The sequence below is a fragment of the Curtobacterium sp. AC273 genome, from assembly GCF_979253735.1.
The window spans coordinates 76,256-96,244 of the sequence record NZ_CEEDDU010000011.1; the positions used below are offsets into that span (position 1 = coordinate 76,256).

General features: G+C 71.5%; 18 protein-coding genes and 4 pseudogenes. 16 read left to right on the forward strand and 6 right to left on the reverse strand.

Annotation, left to right across the window (positions count from 1 at the left end; genetic code table 11):
* Window positions 1-37 precede the first annotated feature (37 nt).
* Window positions 38-790: pseudogene (locus ACZ8AI_RS18760) on the reverse strand (ABC transporter substrate-binding protein); the annotation flags it as partial.
* Window positions 791-797: 7 nt separating this feature from the next.
* Between ACZ8AI_RS18760 and ACZ8AI_RS18765 the strand changes: the two are divergent.
* The 9 genes and pseudogenes from ACZ8AI_RS18765 to ACZ8AI_RS18805 form a co-directional block, all read left to right on the forward strand.
* A pseudogene (locus tag ACZ8AI_RS18765) lies at window positions 798-872 on the forward strand (LacI family DNA-binding transcriptional regulator); the annotation flags it as partial.
* A 388-nt stretch (window positions 873-1,260) separates the two neighbouring features.
* Complete coding sequence (locus ACZ8AI_RS18770; protein WP_464859470.1) at window positions 1,261-1,809, forward strand: substrate-binding domain-containing protein; 549 nt, start codon at window positions 1,261-1,263, stop codon at window positions 1,807-1,809.
* Window positions 1,810-2,067: 258 nt separating this feature from the next.
* Window positions 2,068-3,345 (forward strand): ABC transporter substrate-binding protein, encoded by a 1,278-nt coding sequence (locus ACZ8AI_RS18775; RefSeq protein ID WP_464859416.1) that lies wholly within the window; start codon window positions 2,068-2,070, stop codon window positions 3,343-3,345.
* Window positions 3,342-4,313: a carbohydrate ABC transporter permease gene (locus ACZ8AI_RS18780; RefSeq protein WP_301567034.1), complete on the forward strand. Its 972-nt coding sequence runs from the start codon at window positions 3,342-3,344 to the stop codon at window positions 4,311-4,313. Before ACZ8AI_RS18775 ends, ACZ8AI_RS18780 begins: the two co-directional genes overlap by 4 nt.
* Window positions 4,313-5,161: a carbohydrate ABC transporter permease gene (locus ACZ8AI_RS18785; RefSeq protein WP_464859417.1), complete on the forward strand. Its 849-nt coding sequence runs from the start codon at window positions 4,313-4,315 to the stop codon at window positions 5,159-5,161. Before ACZ8AI_RS18780 ends, ACZ8AI_RS18785 begins: the two co-directional genes overlap by 1 nt.
* Before the next feature lie 125 nt (window positions 5,162-5,286).
* Complete coding sequence (locus ACZ8AI_RS18790) at window positions 5,287-5,982, forward strand: SipW-dependent-type signal peptide-containing protein (protein WP_464859418.1); 696 nt, start codon at window positions 5,287-5,289, stop codon at window positions 5,980-5,982.
* A 312-nt stretch (window positions 5,983-6,294) separates the two neighbouring features.
* On the forward strand, window positions 6,295-6,549 hold the full coding sequence (locus tag ACZ8AI_RS18795) for a hypothetical protein (protein WP_464859419.1): 255 nt from the start codon (window positions 6,295-6,297) through the stop codon (window positions 6,547-6,549).
* Complete coding sequence (locus tag ACZ8AI_RS18800) at window positions 6,546-7,277, forward strand: hypothetical protein (protein ID WP_464859420.1); 732 nt, start codon at window positions 6,546-6,548, stop codon at window positions 7,275-7,277. Before ACZ8AI_RS18795 ends, ACZ8AI_RS18800 begins: the two co-directional genes overlap by 4 nt.
* Window positions 7,274-9,082, forward strand: a complete 1,809-nt coding sequence (locus tag ACZ8AI_RS18805) for a choice-of-anchor G family protein (protein WP_464859421.1) — start codon at window positions 7,274-7,276, stop codon at window positions 9,080-9,082. Before ACZ8AI_RS18800 ends, ACZ8AI_RS18805 begins: the two co-directional genes overlap by 4 nt.
* A gap of 31 nt (window positions 9,083-9,113) precedes the next feature.
* On the opposite strand, the gene ACZ8AI_RS18810 is transcribed toward ACZ8AI_RS18805, so the two are convergent.
* Together ACZ8AI_RS18810 and ACZ8AI_RS18815 are read right to left on the reverse strand one after the other, a co-directional pair.
* Window positions 9,114-9,269, reverse strand: coding sequence for a hypothetical protein (locus ACZ8AI_RS18810; protein WP_175477517.1), 156 nt, complete (start codon window positions 9,267-9,269; stop codon window positions 9,114-9,116).
* A 159-nt stretch (window positions 9,270-9,428) separates the two neighbouring features.
* Window positions 9,429-9,875 carry a MarR family winged helix-turn-helix transcriptional regulator gene (locus ACZ8AI_RS18815; protein ID WP_139199962.1) on the reverse strand — a complete coding sequence of 149 codons (447 nt, stop codon included), beginning with the start codon at window positions 9,873-9,875 and terminating at the stop codon, window positions 9,429-9,431.
* A gap of 514 nt (window positions 9,876-10,389) precedes the next feature.
* On the opposite strand from ACZ8AI_RS18815, the gene ACZ8AI_RS18820 reads away from it, so the two are divergent.
* Window positions 10,390-10,980: a helix-turn-helix transcriptional regulator gene (locus ACZ8AI_RS18820; RefSeq protein WP_464859422.1), complete on the forward strand. Its 591-nt coding sequence runs from the start codon at window positions 10,390-10,392 to the stop codon at window positions 10,978-10,980.
* A gap of 45 nt (window positions 10,981-11,025) precedes the next feature.
* Here the strand turns inward: ACZ8AI_RS18820 and ACZ8AI_RS18825 are convergent.
* Window positions 11,026-12,064: pseudogene (locus ACZ8AI_RS18825) on the reverse strand (LacI family DNA-binding transcriptional regulator).
* 147 nt (window positions 12,065-12,211) lie between these two features.
* Between ACZ8AI_RS18825 and ACZ8AI_RS18830 the strand changes: the two are divergent.
* The 4 genes and pseudogenes from ACZ8AI_RS18830 (at window position 12,212) to ACZ8AI_RS18845 (ending at window position 17,932) form a co-directional block, all read left to right on the forward strand.
* Window positions 12,212-13,513: an ABC transporter substrate-binding protein gene (locus ACZ8AI_RS18830; RefSeq protein ID WP_464859423.1), complete on the forward strand. Its 1,302-nt coding sequence runs from the start codon at window positions 12,212-12,214 to the stop codon at window positions 13,511-13,513.
* 118 nt (window positions 13,514-13,631) lie between these two features.
* On the forward strand, window positions 13,632-14,537 hold the full coding sequence (locus ACZ8AI_RS18835; protein ID WP_464859471.1) for a carbohydrate ABC transporter permease: 906 nt from the start codon (window positions 13,632-13,634) through the stop codon (window positions 14,535-14,537).
* Window positions 14,537-15,418 carry a carbohydrate ABC transporter permease gene (locus ACZ8AI_RS18840; RefSeq protein ID WP_464859424.1) on the forward strand — a complete coding sequence of 294 codons (882 nt, stop codon included), beginning with the start codon at window positions 14,537-14,539 and terminating at the stop codon, window positions 15,416-15,418. The genes ACZ8AI_RS18835 and ACZ8AI_RS18840 overlap by 1 nt, the downstream gene beginning before the upstream one ends.
* Window positions 15,419-15,525: 107 nt before the next feature.
* A pseudogene (locus tag ACZ8AI_RS18845) lies at window positions 15,526-17,932 on the forward strand (beta-xylosidase/alpha-l-arabinosidase).
* An 85-nt stretch (window positions 17,933-18,017) separates the two neighbouring features.
* Here ACZ8AI_RS18845 and ACZ8AI_RS18850 read toward each other — a convergent pair.
* On the reverse strand, window positions 18,018-18,266 hold the full coding sequence (locus ACZ8AI_RS18850) for a hypothetical protein (protein WP_464859425.1): 249 nt from the start codon (window positions 18,264-18,266) through the stop codon (window positions 18,018-18,020).
* Window positions 18,267-18,377: 111 nt separating this feature from the next.
* Between ACZ8AI_RS18850 and ACZ8AI_RS18855 the strand changes: the two genes are divergently transcribed.
* Together ACZ8AI_RS18855 and ACZ8AI_RS18860 are read left to right on the forward strand one after the other, a co-directional pair.
* Window positions 18,378-18,950 carry a GAF domain-containing protein gene (locus tag ACZ8AI_RS18855; protein WP_464859426.1) on the forward strand — a complete coding sequence of 191 codons (573 nt, stop codon included), beginning with the start codon at window positions 18,378-18,380 and terminating at the stop codon, window positions 18,948-18,950.
* The gene (locus ACZ8AI_RS18860; protein WP_464859427.1) at window positions 18,947-19,105 is read left to right on the forward strand and encodes an ANTAR domain-containing protein; all 159 of its coding nucleotides are present in this window, start codon (window positions 18,947-18,949) and stop codon (window positions 19,103-19,105) included. The genes ACZ8AI_RS18855 and ACZ8AI_RS18860 overlap by 4 nt, the downstream gene beginning before the upstream one ends.
* On the opposite strand, the gene ACZ8AI_RS18865 is transcribed toward ACZ8AI_RS18860, so the two are convergent.
* Complete coding sequence (locus ACZ8AI_RS18865; protein WP_464859428.1) at window positions 19,102-19,908, reverse strand: SDR family NAD(P)-dependent oxidoreductase; 807 nt, start codon at window positions 19,906-19,908, stop codon at window positions 19,102-19,104. The genes ACZ8AI_RS18860 and ACZ8AI_RS18865 overlap by 4 nt on opposite strands.
* Between the last annotated feature and the right edge of the window lie 81 nt (window positions 19,909-19,989).

Sequence of the window (19,989 nt, forward strand, 5' to 3'; positions counted from 1 at the left end):
TCGACCAGAAGAACGGCAGGAACTGCCAGGTGCCCTCGTAGGTGTTGATGTTGCTCATCGCGAAGCCGTAGGTCGAGCCCTTGGTGAGCGTCTTCGCGGCGGTCTTGAGCTCGTCCCACGTCTTGGGCGGCTGGACGCCGGCGTCCGCCAGCAGCTTCTTGTTGTAGTAGAGCGCGATGGAGTTCGTGTTCGACTGCAGGCCGTAGAGCTTGCCCTTGTAGGTGCTCGCCGCCTTCACGCCGGGGACGTCGCCGTCGGCGTCCAGGCCGTACGCCGACAGGTCGGACAGGGCGCCGGACGAGGCGATCTGCTGGACGTCGGGGTTGTCGAGCATGAGCACGTCGGGCAGCGTCTTCGACGATGCCTGCTGCAGCACCTTCGCGATCAGGCCGGCGCCGGCGACGTGGTTGATGTCGAGCTTCGCGCCGATGGTGGCGGCGCACTGCTTGTAGACCGGGTTGTAGTTCGCGTCGTAGTAGTCCTCGATCGTGAGGGTCTTCGAGTCGGTCGAGGCCGAACCGGAGCCGGAGCAGCCGGACAGGACCAGGGGGATCGTGGCGACGACGGCGACGGCGCCGACGAGTGCACGCGTCCGACGCGACGGGGAAGTGAACTTGTGCTTCATTGCAGAGCTCTTCTCTTGACGGATGCTGGGACAGGCACGCATCGACGAGGCCGCTGACGTCATCGTCGCTGTGCTCTTGGGGCGAGAAGCTAACAGAAAGCGCTTCACCTGTAAAGCGCTTTTCTCACACGCTGGGTGCCCGCTGGAAGCTAGGCTGACCGGCATGGCCACGATGCAGCAGGTCGCCGACCGAGCGGGCGTCTCGATCGCCACGGTGTCCTTCGTCGTGAACGGCACGAAGTACGTCACCCCCGCGACGACGGCCCGGGTGACCGCCGCCATGCGCGAGCTCAAGTTCCGCGGCAACGTCGTCGCGCGGGCGCTGGCGAGTCGCCGGACCCGGATCATCGCGCTGCTCTTCCCGACCACCGGCAACCGCTTCAGCCCGACCACCTCGCAGTTCTTCATGAGCGCGGCCAAGCGTGCGTCGGAGCGCGGGTACCACCTCGTGCTCTGGCCCGTCGACCCGGCCGGCGACGACCTCGACGACCTCGTCTCGGGCGGCCTCGTCGACGGCGTCATCCTGATGGAGGTGCGGATGGACGACCCCCGCGTCGCCGCTGCTGACCGACCTCGGCGTCCCCTTCACCCTGATCGGGCGCACCCGCGACAGCAGTGGGCTGCCGTACGTCGACATCGACTTCGAGACCACGATCGAGGACAGCCTCGATCACCTCGAGGTGCTCGGGCACCGTCGGTTCGGCCTGGTCCTCGAGGACCTCGAGGGCACCCCGATGGCCGGCTACGCGCCGCACCTCCGCGTCCACGACACCTTCCGGCAGGCGATGCTCGACCGCGGCACCACCGGGACGATCGTCACCGCGGGGCCGGGCAGCGACGGCGGCCGGAACGCGGCGAGCGACCTGCTCGAGGCGGACCCGGGCGTCAGCGCGGTGCTCGTCATGAAGGACGACTCCGCGGCCGGGCTGCTCGTCGGCCTGCACGCGGCCGGTCGCCGGGTGCCGCAGGACGTCTCGGTGCTCAGCATCGCGTCGTCCGAGGCGAACGCCGACCAGCACTCCCCACGGCTGTCCACGATGGTCGCCCCCGGCCCGGAGCTCGGCACGCGAGCGGCGGACGCGCTCATCGAGCAGCTCGACGGCACGTCCGACGACCTGCCGCACTTCCTCCTGCCCTGCACGCTCCGGACGGCCGAGTCGACGGGTCCCGCCCCGACCCCCTGACGGCCGGGAGGCGCGTGGCGGCCCCGCCCCGCGCCTCCCGTCCGCCCCGTTTCGGGCTGGGCGACAGTTCACGGGCCCGCGAACCCGTGAACTGTCGCTCAGCGCGAAGATCGCGGCACTGCGCGCCCACGCGGCGCTGCGCGCCCACCGGGGCACTCAGCCTCCGTTTGGTTGTGTGGACGCACAGGATCGCAGCACCACACGTCGAGGAGGACGGATGGCAATCGACCGCAGGCTCTTCCTGCTCGGAGGCGCGGGGTGCTGCTGCTCGCCGGCTGCTCCACCCGCCCGGAACGCACCACCGTGGAGAACCGGCCCACGGACCCACCAGAGGGCGAGGTCACCATCAGCTGGTGGGCCGGCCAGGTCGCCTCGAAGGACGGCGGGGACCTGCGGCGGAAGCTCATCGCCGAGTTCCAGAAGGAGCACCCGAACATCCGGGTCCGGATCGTCAGCGCCCCGAGCGACACCGACACGAACCGGACGAGCCTGACGACGCAGATCGCCGCCGGCAGCAGCACGCCGGACGTGTACCTCGGCGACGTCGCCTGGCCCGGGCAGTTCGCGAAGAACAAGCTCGCGACGCCGGTGAACCAGCTCGTCGGCGAGGACTTCTTCGAGCAGTTCCCGGAGGGCCTCCGGCAGGCGGCGAGTGTCGACGGGACGTACTACATGTTCCCGCTCTACATCGACGAGTCGTTCTTCCTGTACCGCAAGGACCTGCTCGCGAAGCACTCCCTGCAGGTGCCGAAGTCGTGGGAGGAAGTACGCGAGACCGCCGCGAAGCTCGTCGACACCGGAGACGTGTCGTACGGGTTCGCGTTCCAGGGCGACGTGTACGAGGGACTGACCTGCAACGTCACCGAGTTCGTCGCCGACGCCGGCGGCTCGCTCCTCAACGACGACCTGACGAAGCCCGAGACCACGAGCTCGGAGACGAAGCGCGCGTTCGAGTTCATGCGCTCCCTCATCACCGACGGGGCGAGCCCGCGGGCGACCCTGACGTACCAGGAGCAGGACACGAACGACGCCTTCTCCGGCGGCCGCGCCGCGTTCCTCCGGAACTGGTCCTGCGCCTGGGGGATCGCGAACGGACCGGACAGCCGGGTCGCCGGCAAGGTCGGACTGGCACCACGGCCGACGTTCGACGGCATGGACGAGCACCACTCGACGATCGGCGGGTGGGGGAACTACATCAACCCGCACACGCAGGAGCCGGCGGCGGCGCTGACCTTCGCGAGCTGGATGTCGAGCGAGACCGCGCAGCAGTTCCTCACCCGCGAGGGCGGGGTCCTGCCGGCCCGGTCCGCGAGCCTCGTCAGCGCGGACGCGAAGTCCCAGAAGCGCCCGACGTACGACACGGCCGCCGGCATCACGCTCGTGCCCCGCCCGACCTCGACGGCGTACTACCCGAAGGTGTCGCAGGGCGTTTACCAGAACGGGAACAGCATCCTCGGCGGCCAGGCCTCGGTGGACGGCGGCACCAGCACGATGGCCTCCGCCATCTCGCTGGCCCTGAAGGGCGAAGCGCTGTGAGCGCCGACACCGCGACGCGGCAGCAGACCAGGCCTGGAGGCGCGGGTCGGGTCGATCCGCCGCCTCGCCTGACCGGGCGGTCGCGTCTCGACCGCATCCGCGCACGGGGTGCGTGGGGCTTCGCGGCCCCGGCGCTCCTGGTCGTGGCGGCGGTCACGATCTTCCCGGTGGTGTACTCGATCGTCCTGAGCTTCGCGGACGTCGAGGTCGGCTACGAGGGCTTCACGATCCAGTCGTTCGGGCTCGACAACTACGCGGCCCTGCTGCAGAGCGCCGACTGGTACCGGGCGCTCGGCTTCACGGTGCTCTACACGGTGGTGACGGTCTCGGTCGAGCTGGTGCTCGGCATGCTCGTCGCCCTGGTGCTCGAGCGGCTCGGGGCCACCCGCGGCTGGATGCTCGCGCTCATGCTCATCCCGTGGTCGCTCGTCACCATCGTGAACGCGCAGCTGTGGAAGTACATCTACGACAGCACGTACGGTGTCGCGACGTGGTTCTTCGGCCTGTTCGGGGACGCCCCGGTGATCCTCGGCGAACCGGTCCCCGCGATTACCGGGCTGATGGTCGCGGACATCTGGAAGACGACGCCGTTCGTCGCGATCATCCTGCTCGCCGGGCTCGTGCAGATCTCCGAGGACCACTACGAGGCCGCCGAGCTCGACGGCGCCAGCACCTGGCAGACGTTCTGGCGCGTGGTGCTGCCGCAGCTCACCCCGACCCTGACGATCGCGGTGCTGTTCCGCATCCTGCAGGCGTTCGGCGTCTTCGACCTGCCGTTCGTGCTGACGAACGGCGGCCCGGGCACCGCCACCCAGTCGCTCGCGATCATGGGCTACAAGGTGCTCTTCCAGGACATCAACATCGGTCCGGGTGCTGCGATCGCGACCTCCACCGCGGTCATCGTGGCGGCCGGGTGTCTGCTGTTCCTCCGGGCCTTCCGGAACCAGGCGAAGGGAGGGGACGACTGATGCCCCGTCAACGTGTGCGCAAGGGCTGGCGCAAGTGGGTCAATACCGTCAACGTCAGCGGTGTCGTCATCGCCGTGCTCACCGCGCTGCCGCTGTACTGGCTGGTGTCGACGTCGCTCAAGCCGGCGTCCGAGATCGGGCAGTCGCCGCCCACCGCGTTCCCGCAGGCGTTCACCTTCGACAACTTCGTGGTGGCCTTCCGCGACAACGCGCTCGGGCAGTACATGGTGAACAGCGTCATCGTGTCGGTGTCCACGACGGTGATCGTGCTCGCGTTGGCGTTCCTCGCCGGGTACGCGCTGGCCGGCCGGTTCATCCGGGGCCGCACGGCGATCATGACCTCGCTGCTGATGCTGTCGGTGTTCCCGGCGATCGCGGTCCTGACGCCGCTGTACCTGCTCGAACGCAACCTGGGGCTGCTCAACTCGTACCCGGGTCTGATCGTGCCGTACGTGGCGTTCAACCTGCCGTTCGCCATCTGGATCATGCGGAACTACCTGGTCGGGATCCCGTCGACGATCGAGGAAGCGTCCGAGATCGACGGCGCGGGAGCCTGGCGGACGGTGCTCAGCGTGATCCTGCCGATGGCGAAGCCCGGGCTCTTCACGGTCGGGGTGTTCACCTTCACCGCGTCGTGGAGCGAGTTCCTGATGGCGCTGACGTTCAACAGCGAGAACTCCTTCCGGACGATCCCGGTGGGCATCGCGCTGTTCGGCACGCAGTTCACGGTGCCCTTCGCGCAGATCTTCGCCGCGAGCGTGGCCGCGACGGTGCCGATCGTGATCCTGGTGCTGGTCTTCCGCCGGTCGATCGTGTCGGGCCTCACCTCGGGGGCTGTCAAGGGGTGACTCCCTTGTTGACCCCTCAGGGTTGATCGACCAGGATCGGGGGAACGTCGCACGCGGACGGTCCGGGACCAACCACCCCGGACCGTCCGCCCACCAGGCGGCGGCACGGATCAGGAGACTCGTCGATGGCCGACACCAGGACCGTCGTGCGCGCCCGGCGGCGCACGAAGGCATTCGCACTCGCAGCCGGAGGTGCCCTCGTCGTGGGCGGCCTCGGCTACACGCTCGCATCGTGGACGGACACCGAGTGGGTGTTCGGCGGCGACGGCTCCGGCGGGGGGGGAGGTGTCGGCACTTCGGGCTTCGAAGTCGAGCAGAACGTCACCGCCCCGTTCGCCGCCGCCGGGTTCACCTCGGACGAGACGAACCCGGGTCAGGCGCTCCGGTTCACGGTCGACGCCCTCGCCCTCTCGCCCGGCACCGCGACCTACGCCCCCGTCGCCCTGCGCACCGCGGCCGACTCGATCGCCGGCGACGTGGCCCTCCGCGCTGCCGTGCCCGCGGACGGCGTCAGCGTGACCGATGCCGACGACACGCTCTGGGACGCGCTCCGGGTGCGGGTCGCCAGCGTGACCGGCACGACGGCGGCGTGCGACGCGAGCGCGTTCGCCACCCCGGCCGACGTGATCGCCGACGGGCCGCTCGGCACCACGGCCGCGACGGCCACCCAGCGGTTGGCGGCCGACGGGGCGTCGACGCAGCGGTACTGCTTCGAGGTGTCGCTGCCGGAGGCGCCGACCCTGCCGGCGGGGACCTCGGTCGACGCCCTGCAGGGACGCACCGCCGCGCCGGCGTGGCAGTTCGCCGCCGAGTCCGACTGACGGCGCGGTGCACGGCACCTCCGCGTCGCCGTCCGGCCCCACGGACGCGGCGCCGCCCCGCCGTCTCGTCGACCGGGTCCGCACGGTCGTCGTGACCGTCGCGGGCGCCGTCGGACTCGCCTGCCTGCTCGGGTGGGGTGGCGATCGCGCTCACCGGACTGTCGTTCGTCGTGGTCACGACCGGTTCGATGGCACCGACGATCCCGGCGGGTGGTCTCGCGATCACCCACGAGGTCCCCGCGTCCGACCTCCGCCAGGGTGACGTCGTCACGGTGCCCCCGACCGGGATCTCCGTTGCCGGTCACCCACCGCGTGGTCGCCGTCGAGCGGGTCCCCGGCGCCGCCGACGCGCGCTCGCTCACCCTCCGCGGGGACGACAACGCGACGGACGACCGCGACCCGTACGTCGTCCGGACGGCCGGCCTCGTCCTCGCACACGCACCCGGGCTCGGCTCGGTGCTCGTGGCGACGACGAGCCCCGTCGCGCGCGGCCTCGGCGTGGCGGTCGTCGGCGGCTTGGTCGCCTGGGCGTTCTGGCCGGAGCGCCGTCGGCAGGACGCGTCGTGAGCCGCCGCCTCGCAGCCCTCGCCGGCCTGGCCGCGCTGGTCGCCGGGTGCGTCGGTCTCGGCACGACCGCGGTGGCGGTGGCGGCGACCGACTGGAGGCCCGTGCCCGAGACCGGCGCACCGGGTCGCCTCGTGCTGTACACCGGTCCGGAGCCGCTCTCCCTGCCCGGGGCCGCCGACGTCACCGAGACGGTGTGGCAGGTCCGGACCGACGTCGAGACCGCGGAGGACGGGCACCCGGAACCGGTCACGCTCGACCTGGAGGTCCGGAAGGACGGTGCCCTCGCCCGCGCACCCGGTGGGCTCCGCGTCGCGGTGTCGTCCTGCGACCGCGAGTGGACGACCACGACCGGTGGTCCCTCGTGTCCGGTCGGCGCCGTCGCCCTGGTGTCGGCGACCCCGGCGGACGACTGGTCGGCGTCGAGCCCCGTGGTGCGGATCCCGGATGCGGACGGCGACGGCACCGTGTACCTGCTCGTCCGGTCGTCCCGCTCCGCGCCCGCGCCCGCCGTCCCGCCCGGAGCCGTCGCCCGCGACGGTCGGCTCGGCATCGGCGTCACGGCGCGGAGCCGCGACGCCGTACCCTCGCCGGCAGAGGCGTCGGCGCTGCCCGCCGTGCTCGCGTTCACCGGCGGCGGGTTCGCCGGACCCGTGCTCGTCGCGGTCGCCGCCGTCCTCGCGGGCACCGCGCTGCGCCTGCGCCGGAACGACCGGGAGGGCCGCGCGTGACACCCCGGTCACGGATCGCCGTCGCGACGGGCATCGTCCTCGCCGCGGTGCTCGTCGCGCCCTCCACCGTCCCGAGCACCGCGTCCTGGACCGACCGCGAGTACGTCGCGGGGGACCTCGGGACGTCGTCCTTCGACTGCGGGACCGACGCCGGGTACACGGCGACGGCGTCGAGCCGGTTCCTCGGCGGCAGCCTGGCCGGTGTCGACCTCGACGCGCTCGCCACCGTGCGTGGTGTCGACGTCGCCAAGACCGGTTCGGCGCCCGCCGCGGTCGAACCGGCCGGGGCGCCGGAGCTCGGCACCGTCCAGCCGTACGCGCAGGCGTTCGGCAACCCGCTCGACGTCGGGCTGCTCGGGGACCTGGTCGGCATCGACCTGACGGGCCTCGGCGTCGGACTGCCGGCGGGCTCCGCGGGCGCCGTCAACCAGGTCGCGACGGTCGCGGGGACCGGCGACGCCGTCGCAGCATCGGGGCTCGTCGCCGACTCCGGCGGGGTGCTCGTCACCGACACGACCCCGACGAGCAACCTGCCGGACCCGGCGTCCATCACCCTCGGTCGGGCGCTGCCGGGCATCGCGGACGTCACCGACGTCGGGCTCGACATCGGTGCCGTCGGTGCGAACGCGCGGCTGGCCGGGTGCGACGCCCTGCAGGAGGACGTGTGGGGCGGCATCGTGCAGCAGACGCTCCGGACGAACCTGCGGGCCGCGGTGCAGCAGGCCGCCGACGCCGGGACCACGGGCGTCGAGCGCGACTACGGGATCGCGAGCCTCGACCTGCGCGTCGGCAGCCCACTGGTCGGTGCGCTCGTCACCGCGGTCGACGACACCGTGGCCCAGCTCGACGCGACGGTGGCCGCCCTCGGCGGGAGCGACGGCGTGCTCGCGCGGACGATCAACCAGGGGATCCTCGGCGTGCTCGGCGGACTCACCGGCAGCCTCGGGCTCGGTACCGTCGGCGGCACCGTCGTCCTCACCGGACCGGACCTCGGCCGAGCGGTGGCACCGCTCCTGACGGAACCGCTGCAGGACCCCGGCGGGACGCTCGCCCTCGACCTCTCCGCCGGCACGATCCGGGTGGACCTCGCCCACCTGCTCGGGGACGACGAGCACGGGCTCAACGACCTGCCGGCGAACCACGAGGTCGTCCTCGACGCCGTCACCCTGAACGCCATCGCGGACCGCCTCGGTCAGGTGGTCGACGCGTGGGCGTCCAAGGTCACCACCGCACTGACGACCGCGCTCGGCACGATCCAGCTGCGGATCGCCATGGCTGCCGACCTCAGCGCCCCACTCCTCGGCGCACGAGTCACGATCGCGAAGCTCTCGGTGGGCGTCGACACCGGCGTGGCCGCCCTCGTGGCGGGACGGACGAAGCTGTCCGTCGGCGTCGACCTGCTCGGGCTGCCGCTCGGCGGGCTGCTCGGGGTCGTCACGGGGCTCGCGACGTCGCTGGTCAACCCGCTGACGCAGGCCGTGGTGGGGACCCTGACGACGCGGTTGTTCGCGGTGGTCGGATCACTCGGCACCACGATCACGACGACCGTGGGAGGTCCGCTCGTGACCGCCCTCGCGACGGTCCTGCGCGGCCTGCCGGGCGTGCTGTCCCTGCGCGTGAACGTACAGGAGGACACCGCTCCGGCAGAGGCGGTCGACGCTCGTGCGTCGACTGGCCGGTACACCGAGACCGCGCTCCGCCTGACGATCGCCGACGGGTTGGCGCCCGGTGGCCTGGCCCGGGTCGACCTCGCCACGGCGACCGTGGGGCCGAACTCGGTGTCCCTGGTGCCGCAGCGGACCTGACGGTCGCGAGCCGGGCCTCCAGGCCGTCAGCTCACCGTCGACGCGGGTCGCGGTCCGTGTCGGTGAAGAAGTCCTCGTACAGGCCGGCACCGTCCTGCAGCTCGCCGAACTTCCAGCGCTTGCGCATCCGGCGGAACGTCTCGATGCGGACCGGGTCGACGCCCTGCTGGGATTCGTAGTTGCCCATGATTCCTCCTCGTCGTCCTGGTGCCCCCGATCGGGGACCTCCGGAGGAGAACGTACGGACGAGAGTGCGGTCCGTCCGGCAAGATAGATAGGGAAGTTACCTAACTGCGCTTGTTGGACAAACGACCCGGAATGCGTCCGAGCCGCCCGTAGCCTGCCGTCAGGGAGTCGGGGCGCCGTGCTCGAGCGCTGTCACGACGCGGTCGATCACCTTGACGTACTTGGCGGTCTCGCGATCAGAGAAGGAGGACAGGAGCTCGTGCAGGTGTTCGTTCGTGCTGTCCATCGCCGAGGCGTACGCGCGCTGGGTCTCCGGCGTCAGCTCGATGAACCGGCTCCGTCCGTCGTCCGGGTTCGGGACGCGGCACAGGTGGCCCGCCCGTTCCAGTCGGTCGACCGTCCCCGTCACCGCCGGTCCGCTCAGCCCCAGGTGCGACGCCAGGTCCTTCACCCGGACCTTCCGCTGGGCCGCCTCGGCACGCGCCACGAACTGCAGGACCGTCAGGTCCGTGCCGGACACGCCGAGTCGCTCGCGCAGCCGACCCCGCAGCGCCCCCATCGCCGCCTCCAGGCGGGTGATGGCAGCCGTCAGGTCGATCTCGCTCACGTGGTCGCCCCCTCGGTGCGGATCGGTTCCGCGCAACGATACGCCGCGCTCACCCCGCCAGCGTATCCAGATAACGAGGGGAATGTCGTGATCCGGACATCCGGGACCGATCGGAGGTCCCCGTGGTGGATCCGCTGATCGACGACACCGACGCATCCGGCGCACCGGCGACGGTTCGGTTCGAGGTCTCCGGCAGCCGTCCCGACGACGCCGTGCGGGACCTCAACGGCCTGTACGGCGGGGACGACTGGGTGGCCCGGCCGACCGACGAGGCCTTCGACTACCGCTACACGGCGCTCGGTGACACCGAGGTGACGATCCGACGCGCGCAGTTCCACGGCTCGCTGCACGGGACCGTCCCGCCCGGTGGCGACTACGTCGTCGCCTGGATCGGTGCCGGTTCTGCCGAGGTCGAGCGCCTGGGGAGCGGTACCCGCTGCCGCTCGAGACGCCCCTGCTGCTGCCGCCCGACCACGCGTACACGTTCTGGACGGCCGACCACGACCACCGACTCGTGCACCTCGACCGCGGGTTCGTCGGGCGGGTCGCCGCGGCCCGGCTCGACGCCGTCGAACAGCCCCTGCGGTTCGACGACCGCCGGATCCCCGATGCCGACGCTGCGCGGCGCTGGCAGGGAGTCCTCACCGCGCTCGCTCGGTCACTGCGGGTCGGTGGGCCGGAGTCGACCGCCTGGCACAGCGCGAAGACGCTGGCTGCCGAGGTCTTCCTCGACGCCTTCCCGCCCCGTCTCGACGACCTGCCGGCCGTGCTCGGCCACCCGCGGAACGGCCGGCTCCGCGCCGCCGTGCAGTACGTCCACGACCACGCCGCCGAACCCGTGACCGTCGCCGAGCTGTCCGAGGCGTCCGGGCTGAGCATCCGGTCCGTGCAGGAGTCCTTCCGGCGGGTGTTCGACGTGTCGCCGCTGACGTACCTGCGGCACGTCCGGCTCGACCACGTCCGCGCGGAGCTGCTCGAGCTCGACCCGCAGGTCGGTGCCGTCGGGGACGTCGCGCGGCGGTGGGGGTTCGCGCACCTCGGACGGTTCTCGGCGTCGTACGCCGAGCGGTTCGGCGAGTACCCGAAGCAGACGCTGCGGCGCTGACCGCGGCCGGTACCGGCCGACGTCCGCCCTGTCGTGGGTGCTGCGTCAGGCGGTGGTCGTGGGTGCCGGGCCCGTGCTCTGCCGCACCCGCAGGGTCGTCGGCAGGCGCACGTGCGCCGAGGCGGGTTCGCCGCGCAGCATCGTGAGCAGCATCTCGACCGCTCGCGACCCGAGCTCGGCGAGCGGCTGGGCGACGGTGGTCAGCGGCGGCGTGGTCGTGGACGCCTGCGGGACGTCGTCGAAGCCGATCACCGACAGGTCCTCCGGCACGCGGAGCCCGAGCGCCGTGGCGGCACGCAGCACCCCGAACGCCGACGAGTCGTTCGCCGCGAACACCGCCGTCGGCCGGTCGGGCAGCGTCAGCAGCTCGTGTGCGACGGCGGCGGACTGGTCCTCCTGGTAGCCGCCGTCCCGGACGAGCCGTTCGTCGACGGTGATGCCGGCGGGCAGCGAGGGCGCGGCGGTACCCGGCCTCGCGCAGCTGGGCGGAGGCGAGGTCGGCGCGACCGTGCACGTGCGCGATCCGGGTGTGCCCGAGGGCGACGAGGTGCTCGACGGCGTCGACGGCCCCGCCCTCGTTGTCGGCGTCGACCGTGGCGTGGCCCTCGGGGCCGGTGTGCGGGTCGATCGCGACGACCGGGATCGACGAGCTGGACAGCGCGGTGGTCGGGGTGACGACGATCGCCCCGTCGATGAGCGTGCCGGACAGGCGGGACAGCGAACGCCGCTCCCACCCGGGCTGGTCGGCGCCGGTCATCAGGCCGGCGTAGGCCAGCAGCTCGTAGCCGGTGCCGGTCGTGGCGCTCGAGATGCCCCGCAGGAGCTCGGTCGAGAACGGTTCGAACTCGGGCACGAGGATGCCGACGACGCCGGTGCGCGAACTCCGGAGACTGCGGGCGACGAGAGAGGTCTCGTAGCCGAGCTCCTCGACGACCTGCTGCACGCGGAGCATCGTCGCGGGGGCGACCCCGTCGCGCTGGTTGATCACCTTCGACACCGTCGGTATCGAGACGCCGGCGGCGCGCGCGACGTCGGAGATGGTCACCCGGCCGGCACCGGGACGCGCTCCGAGTGCCGTGTCCATGTGCACACCGTACCGCTGTGGTCCAACCGAACTTGGTAAAGAAAACGTTATCGATATCGATTGACAACGCTGTGGAGCACCTGGCACGCTCTCCGCAGCGGCAGTCGATGTCGCTGCATGTCAACGACGACACCGAGGAGTTCCACGATGACGAGGAAGATCCGTGCCGCGGCAGCCATCGCGCTGATCGGGGCGACAGCACTGGTGGCCGCAGGCTGCTCGGCGGGCAGCGATGCCGCCGGCGGCGGCGACGGCGGGAAGGTCACGATGACCTTCTGGCACAACTCCACCACCGGACCGGGCAAGGCCTACTGGGCCTCGACGGTCAAGGCGTTCGAGAAGAAGTACCCGGACGTCACCATCAAGACCCAGGCGATCCAGAACGAGGACCTGGACGGCAAGCTCCAGACCGCCCTCAACTCCGGCGACGGACCCGACATCTTCCTGCAGCGAGGCGGCGGCAAGATGGACGCGATGATCGCCGCGGGGCAGCTCATGGACATCTCCGGCTCCATCAGCGCCGACGCGAAGCAGTCCATCAGCGCCGGCACGTTCGCCGGCTACGAGAAGGACGGCAAGACCTACGCCATGCCGGGCGCCGTGCTCCCCGAGGGCATCTGGTACTCGAAGGACCTGTTCCAGAAGGCCGGCATCGAGGGCACCCCGACCACGATGGACGAGCTCAACGACGCCATCACGAAGCTGAAGGCCTCCGGGGTCGACCCGGTTGCCGTCGGCGCGAAGGACGCCTGGCCCGCCGCGCACTGGTACTACAACTTCGCGCTCCGCGAGTGCAGCCAGAAGACGCTCGAGGGTGCCGCGAAGTCGCTGAAGTTCGACAACCCGTGCTGGACCAAGGCGGGCGAGCAGCTCGAGGACTTCAACAAGACGAAGCCCTTCAACAACGGCTTCCTCACCACCGCGGCGCAGCAGGGCGCCGGCAGCTCCGCCGGTCTCCTCGCCAACCACAAGGCCGCCATGGAGCTCATGGGTGCGTGGGACCCGGGCGTGATCGCGTCGCTGACCCCGGACGGCAAGCCGCTGGCCGACCTCGGCTGGTTCCCGTTCCCCACGATCGACGGTGGCAAGGGTGACCCGAAGTCGATGATGGGCGGCGTCGACGGCAACTCCTGCTCGGCGAAGGCCCCGAAGAAGGCCTGCACGGACTTCCTCAACTTCATCGTGCAGAAGGACAACCAGGAGGCGTACTACAAGGCCTTCAACGCGATCCCCGTGAACAAGGACGCGCAGGCCGTCGTCGACGCGGACTACCTGAAGACGGCGCTCGCCGCCTACCAGGAGGCCCCGTTCGTCTCGCAGTACCTCGACACCCTCTACGGCCAGAACGTCGGCAACGCGCTGAACACCAGCGTCGTCGACCTGCTCGCGGGCAAGGGCGACGCGAAGGACATCGTCTCGACCACCAACCAGGCTGCGTCCAAGGGCTGAGCATGACCATCGACACCTCCCTCGGCACGACTCCGACCACCGGGTCGGACACGGCCGCGGGGACGTCTCCGACGGGGAGCGGTGCGCCGCTCCCGCCGGGCGGCGGTCCACGCGCCGCATCGCGGACTGGCGCAAGCGCGTCGAGATCGCCGTCCTCGCCGGACCCGCGGTCATCGTCTTCGTGACGTTCGTGATCCTGCCCGTCGGCATGGCCGCCTACTACGGGTTCTACAAGTGGCAGGGCTACGGCCCGCCGACCGACTTCGTCGGGCTCCAGAACTACGTCATCATCTTCCAGGACAAGGCGTTCCAGTCCGTCCTGATGCACAACGGCTTCATCGTCGTGATGTCGCTGGTCCTGCAGGGGCCCATCGCGATCGTGCTCGCGCTGCTGCTCAACCAGAAGATGCACGGACGCGGCCTGGTCCGCGTGCTCGTCTTCGTGCCGTACGTCATCTCCGAGGTCATCGTCGGCACCGGCTGGAGCCTCATGCTCCAGTCCAACGGCGCCGTGAACGACCTGCTGCAGGGGATGGGGCTCGGCGGGCTCCGCGCCGACTGGCTGTCCAACCCGGACATCGCCATCTGGACGCTCCTCGTGATCATCTCGTGGAAGTACATCGGCTTCGCGGTGATCCTGTTCCTCGCCGGGCTGCAGAGCATCCCCGAGGAGCTCTTCGAGGCCGCGGCGATCGACGGCGCGAGCTACTGGCAGATCCAGCGCCGCATCACGCTGCCGCTGCTCGGACCGACGATCCGCATCTGGGCGTTCCTGTCGATCATCGGGTCGCTCCAGCTGTTCGACCTCGTCTACATCATCTGGGGGCAGTACATCGCCTCGACCGCGGGGACCTCGACGATGGCGACGTACATGGTGGCGAACGGCCGGACCTCCGGCAACTTCGGCTTCGGCAGTGCCGTCGCCGTCGTGATGTTCATCATCTCGCTCGCCGTCGCCCTCATCTACCAGCGCTTCGTGCTCCGCCGGGACACCGCCGGTGCACTCACCGAGAGGAAGAACTGATGGCCACCACGAGCATCGTCGCCCCCGGGCGGCGGGGCGCGCGTGAGCGTCGTTCCAGTGCGGCGCTCGGTCGCGCCAACCCGCTGACCTACGTCGTCGCGATCCTGTTCGTCGCCGCGAACCTCGCCCCGGTGCTCTACATCGTGCTGGGCGGCTTCCGGACGAACTCGCAGATCACCACGAGTCCCGCCGGTCTGCCCGCACCGTTCCAGTTCGGCAACTACGGCTCGGTGCTGTCCAGCGGCATCTTCTGGCAGCAGCTCGGCAACTCGACGATCAGCGCCGTCACCACCACCGCCGGGGTCGTCGTGCTCGGGCTGATGGTGAGCTTCGTGCTCGCCCGCTACCGGTTCGCCGGCCGCGGCGCGCTGTACGCCCTGTTCGCCGCCGGCCTGATGTTCCCGATCACCGTCGCGATCACCCCGCTGTACCTGCTCGTGAAGGACCTCGGTCTCACGAACAGCCTGGCCGGCGTGATCCTGCCGCAGATCGCCTTCGCCCTGCCGACGACCGTCATCATCCTGGTGCCGTTCCTGCGGGCGATCCCGGACGAGCTCGAGGAGGCCGCGTCGATCGACGGCGCCAGCCGGCTCGGGTTCTTCTTCCGGATGATCGTGCCGCTGTCCCTGCCGGGCGTCGTGACCGTCGGGATCCTGGCGTTCATCGCGAGCTGGAACAGCTACATCCTGCCGCTGTTCATCCTCAACAACGAGGGCAGCTACACCCTGCCGCTCGGGGTGCAGGCGTTCTCGTCGCAGTACTCCGTCGACACGGCCAAGGTGCTCGCGTTCACGTCGATGTCGATGATCCCCGCGCTCGTGTTCTTCACGATCTTCCAGCGCCGGATCGTCGGCGGCCTGACCGGGGCGGTGAAGGGGTGACGACGGCGGACGCGACGCGGACCGCCGGAGCCGACCCGCACCTCCCGGCCGAGGCGACGTCGTTGCCGGAACCGGCTGCCGACCGCGTCACCACCCTGCTCGCCGCCATGACCCTCGAGGAGAAGACGGCGCAGCTCGTCGGCTACTGGCTCGACCAGAACGGCGTCGTCGCCCCGATGCAGGGCGAGATGGCCGCCGCGCACGACGGCGGCACCCTCGCCGACATCACCCGGCACGGCATCGGCCAGTTCACCCGCGTGTACGGCACCCGTCCCGTCGAACCCGACGAACGCGCCGCCTGGTTGTGGGCGGAGCAGCGCCGTCTGCAGCGCGAGACCCGGCTCGGGATCCCCGCGCTCGTCCACGAGGAGTGCCTCACCGGGCTCGCCGCGTGGAAGGCCGCGACCTTCCCAACGCCGCTCGCGTGGGGCGCCGCCTTCGACCCCGAGCTGGTGGAGCAGGTCGGCGCCGCCATCGGTTCCTCGATGCGGCAGCTGGGCGTGCACCAGGGCCTCGCGCCCGTCCTCGACGTCATCCGCGACCCGCGCTGGGGCCGGGTCGACGAGTGCATCGGCGAGGACCCGTACCTGGTCGGCACCGTCGGCACCGCGTACGTCCGGGGCCTGCAGAGCGCCGGGGTCGACGCGACGCTGAAGCACTTCCTCGGGTACTCGGCGTCGCAGGCGGGGCGGAACCACGCCCCCGTGCACGCCGGTCCCCGCGAGGTCGCCGACACCTTCCTGCCGCCGTTCGAGATGGCGATCCGCGACGGGGGCGCGCGCAGCGTGATGAACTCCTACGCGGAGATCGACGGGGTGCCCGTCGCCGCGGACGGTGCGCTCCTGACCGACCTGCTCCGGAACCAGCTCGGGTTCGAGGGGACGGTCGTCGCGGACTACTTCTCGGTCGCGTTCCTCGAGGTCATGCACGGTATCGCCGCCGACCGTGGCGAAGCCGCGGCGCTGGCACTGTCGGCGGGGGTGGACGTCGAACTCCCGACCGGTGACGCGTACCTCGCCCCGCTGATCGAGCGGGTCCGTGCGGGACTGGTCGACGAGGCACTCGTGGACCGCGCCGTGCTCCGGGTGCTCCGGCAGAAGGAGCGCCTCGGGCTGCTCGACCCGGACGCTTTCGCCGAGGACGCCCCCACCGGGATCGACCTCGACACGCCCCGGCACCGCGAGCTCGCCCAGCGGCTCGCGGCACGGTCGCTCGTGCTGCTGTCGAACGAGCCGCCCACCGCGTCCGTGGTCGACGGGGACGCGCAGGCCGCCACGGCGGGGTGCCGGCGCCCGCGCCCGTCCTGCCCCTCGCACCCGGCACGTCCGTCGCCCTGATCGGCCCGAACGCCGACCGCGCCGAGGCCCTGCAGGGCTGCTACTCGTTCGCGAACCACGTCCTCGCCTCGCACCCCGACCTGCCCCTCGGCTTCGCGATCCCCACCGTCCGTGAGGCCCTCGAGCAGCCCCTCGGCGCCGCAGCCGTCCGGTTCGCCGTCGGCTGCTCCGTCAGCGGAACCGACCGGTCGGACATCGACGAGGCCGTCGCCGTGGCGCGCGCGTCGGACGTCGCGGTGGTCGTCGTCGGCGACCAGGCCGGACTGTTCGGCCGGGGGACCGTCGGCGAGGGCAACGACACCGCGTCGCTCGACCTGCCCGGCGTGCAGCGCGAGCTGGTCGAGGCGGTCGTCGCCACCGGCACCCCGACCGTCATGGTGCTGCTGACCGGCCGACCGTACGCGATCGGCTGGGCGCTGGACGACGCTCCGGCCGGCTCCGGAGACGTCGCGCGCCGGCGCCCTGCCGCCGTCGTGCAGGCGTTCTTCCCCGGCGAGGGCGGTGGTCCGGCCATCGCCGACCTCCTCACCGGCGCCGCAGCACCGTCCGGTCGCCTGCCCGTCTCCCTGCCGCGTGCGGCCGGGGCGCAGCCGTACACGTACCTGCACCCGCGGCTCGGCGGTCCGTCCGACGTCACCGCCGCCGACTCGACCCCGGTCCGTCCGTTCGGGTTCGGGCTCGGGTACACGTCGTTCGCGTACACCGACCTCGAGGTCGACGAGACGGTCGGCACGGAGGTGCGCGTTCACCGCGACCGTCACCGTCACGAACACCGGGGAGCGCCCGGGGAGGACGTCGTCCAGCTCTACGGCCACGACGTGCACGGGTCGGTCACCAGGCCCTCGTGCAGCTCCTCGGCTACGCGCGCGTCGCCCTCGGGGCGGGGGAGTCGACCCGCGTGCGGTTCGACGTGCCGGTCCAGCGCTTCGCGTTCAGCGGTCGCGACCTGCGTCGCGTCGTCGAGCCGGGAGACGTCGAGGTGTGGGTCGCGTCCCACGCGGCGGCGTCACGGCCTGGAGGCGCGGTGGACTCCGGCGGCATCGTCGCGCACGGCACGGCCTCCGGTCCAGCGCCCGTCCCCGGCTCCGCCACGGACCGCGCCGTGGTCCGCGTGACGGGTCCGGTCCGCGAGGTCGTGGCCGCCGACCGTCGGATCGTCACCTGGGAGCGCATCTGACGCGGTGACCGGGATCCGTGCGGCCCCGGCCTCCAGCAGGAGGCCGAGGGGTCGCATGGTTCCCGGTCCTCGCCGTGCTGGCTCCCTACGGGGTCGGCGCGACGAAGAAGTCGGCGTACGAGGGCCCGCGGGGCTCGACAGGAGCGACGGGTCGGCCACGCGGTGCTCGACGTAGGCCTGCAGGACGGCCGGGTCGGTGAGGCCGGACGCACGGTGTGACCCGGTGCGCGGCTGCTGTCGGGAAGGCCCTGGTACGTGCTGAGCACGGGATGTCCCTTCGTCGTCGAGGTGTCCGGACGGTGACCCGTTCGGGGGTCGTGAAACCGTGCCACACGCTCGTCGATCCGTCCACCAGGACGGCTGCCGCCGTGTACGCATCGCGCGGACGGTGCGGAACACGCACTCCTCCGGCCGCGACCAGCGCGCCCGTCGTACGGTCGGGTGCATGGCGACGAACGGAGCAGACGACGGCCAGGACCGGTTCGACCACCTCACCCGTGCGCTCGGAGCCGTCCTCGACCCGTCGCTCGACGTCATCGACGCGATGGACCGGGTGATCGACGCCTGCGTCCGGTTCACCTCGGAGACCGAGGCCGGGATCGTCCTCGCCGACGCCGACGGCACCCTCCACGTGATCGCCTCGACGAGTGAGCGGTCGAGCGACGCGGAAGAGGCCCAGCTCGGGACGGACGAGGGCCCCTGCCTGGACTGCCACCGGAGCGGGAAGACCATCGACGTGCCGGACGTCTCGACGCACGAGGCGGAGTGGCCGACGTTCGTGCGGACGATGCGGGAGCGCGGCCTCGTCGGGACCTTCGCGGAGCCGATCCGGTTGCGTGCCGCCACGATCGGGTCGCTCTGCGTCTTCGCCGACCACGGCCGAGGGCACGACGATCGCGACGTGGTGCTCCTCCAGCTCCTCGCCGACGCCGCGTCGGCGGCACTCGCACGGCAGCGCGGCACCGGACCCTGCGCACCCTCGACGAGCAGGTGGAGGATGCGATCGAGGCGCGCGTGACGGTCGAGCAGGCGAAGGGAGCGCTCGCCCACCGACGCGGGGTGCGGATCGACGAGGCGTTCCAGCTGATCCGGCGTGCCGGCCAGGGCGCCGGACGGGGGATCCGGGAGGTCGCCGAGGACATCGTCCGACGCGGCGCCGACCTCCGGCTCTAGAGCATGCCCGTCAGGACCCCGCCGTCCGCCCCCCGGAGCGCTGCGCCGTTCGTCGCCGACGACCGCGGGCTCGCCAGCCAGGTGACCAGGTCGGCGATCTCGGACGGCTCGATGAACCGCTCGAGCAACGTGGTGCGGTTCTGCGCGATGACGGCGTCGCGCACGGCGGTCGCGGGGACCGACTGCGCCGCGGCGATCGACTCGATCGTCGCTGCGACCCCGTCCGAGTAGGTCGGGCCGCCGAGGACGCTGTTGACCGTGACCGCCGTGCCGCGGGTGCGCTTCGCGAGGCCGTTCGCGAGCGCGAGCTGTGCGGCCTTCGTCACGCCGTAGTGCACCATGTCCGCCGGCACGTTCACGCCGGACTCGCTGCTGACGAACACGATGCGCCCCCACCCGCGCGCGAGCATCGGGGTGAGGAGGTGTCGCGACAGCCGGACCCCGCTCATCAGGTTGACGTCGAGGTACCGCGCCCAGTCGGCGTCGGTGACGGACTCGAAGTCGGCGAGGCCGAACAGCCCGACGTTGTTCACCAGGACGTCGACCTCGACCCCGTCGTCGTCGAGGCGGGCGAGGAGCCGCTCGACCTCGTCCGGTGCACCGAAGTCCGCCGCGATCCCCGAGACGTCCGCGTCCGGACGCTCCTGCCGGAGTCGGTCGACCGCTGCACCGACCCGCGCCGGGTCCCGCCCGTTCAGCACCACCCGGACACCCTCGGTGGCGAGGGACGCGGCGACCGCGTACCCGATCCCCTGCGTCGACCCGCTGATGAACGCCGTCCTGCCCTGCAGTCCCAGTTCCACGTCTGCTCCTCGTCGTCGTGACTTGCCTAGGCAAGTGACAGTAGTCGTGGTCACTTGCCCAGGCAAGTCATGCTGGTACCC

What these genes read in the sequence shown, in the direction of transcription:
- ACZ8AI_RS18790 (WP_464859418.1), top strand. Translation starts at nt 5,287, where the DNA reads ATGGCCGACACCAGGACCGTCGTGCGCGCCCGGCGGCGCACGAAGGCA.
- ACZ8AI_RS18810 (WP_175477517.1), bottom strand. Translation starts at nt 9,269, where the DNA reads ATGGGCAACTACGAATCCCAGCAGGGCGTCGACCCGGTCCGCATCGAG.
- ACZ8AI_RS18855 (WP_464859426.1), top strand. Translation starts at nt 18,378, where the DNA reads ATGGCGACGAACGGAGCAGACGACGGCCAGGACCGGTTCGACCACCTC.
- ACZ8AI_RS18830 (WP_464859423.1), top strand. Translation starts at nt 12,212, where the DNA reads ATGACGAGGAAGATCCGTGCCGCGGCAGCCATCGCGCTGATCGGGGCG.
- ACZ8AI_RS18840 (WP_464859424.1), top strand. Translation starts at nt 14,537, where the DNA reads ATGGCCACCACGAGCATCGTCGCCCCCGGGCGGCGGGGCGCGCGTGAG.
- ACZ8AI_RS18785 (WP_464859417.1), top strand. Translation starts at nt 4,313, where the DNA reads ATGCCCCGTCAACGTGTGCGCAAGGGCTGGCGCAAGTGGGTCAATACC.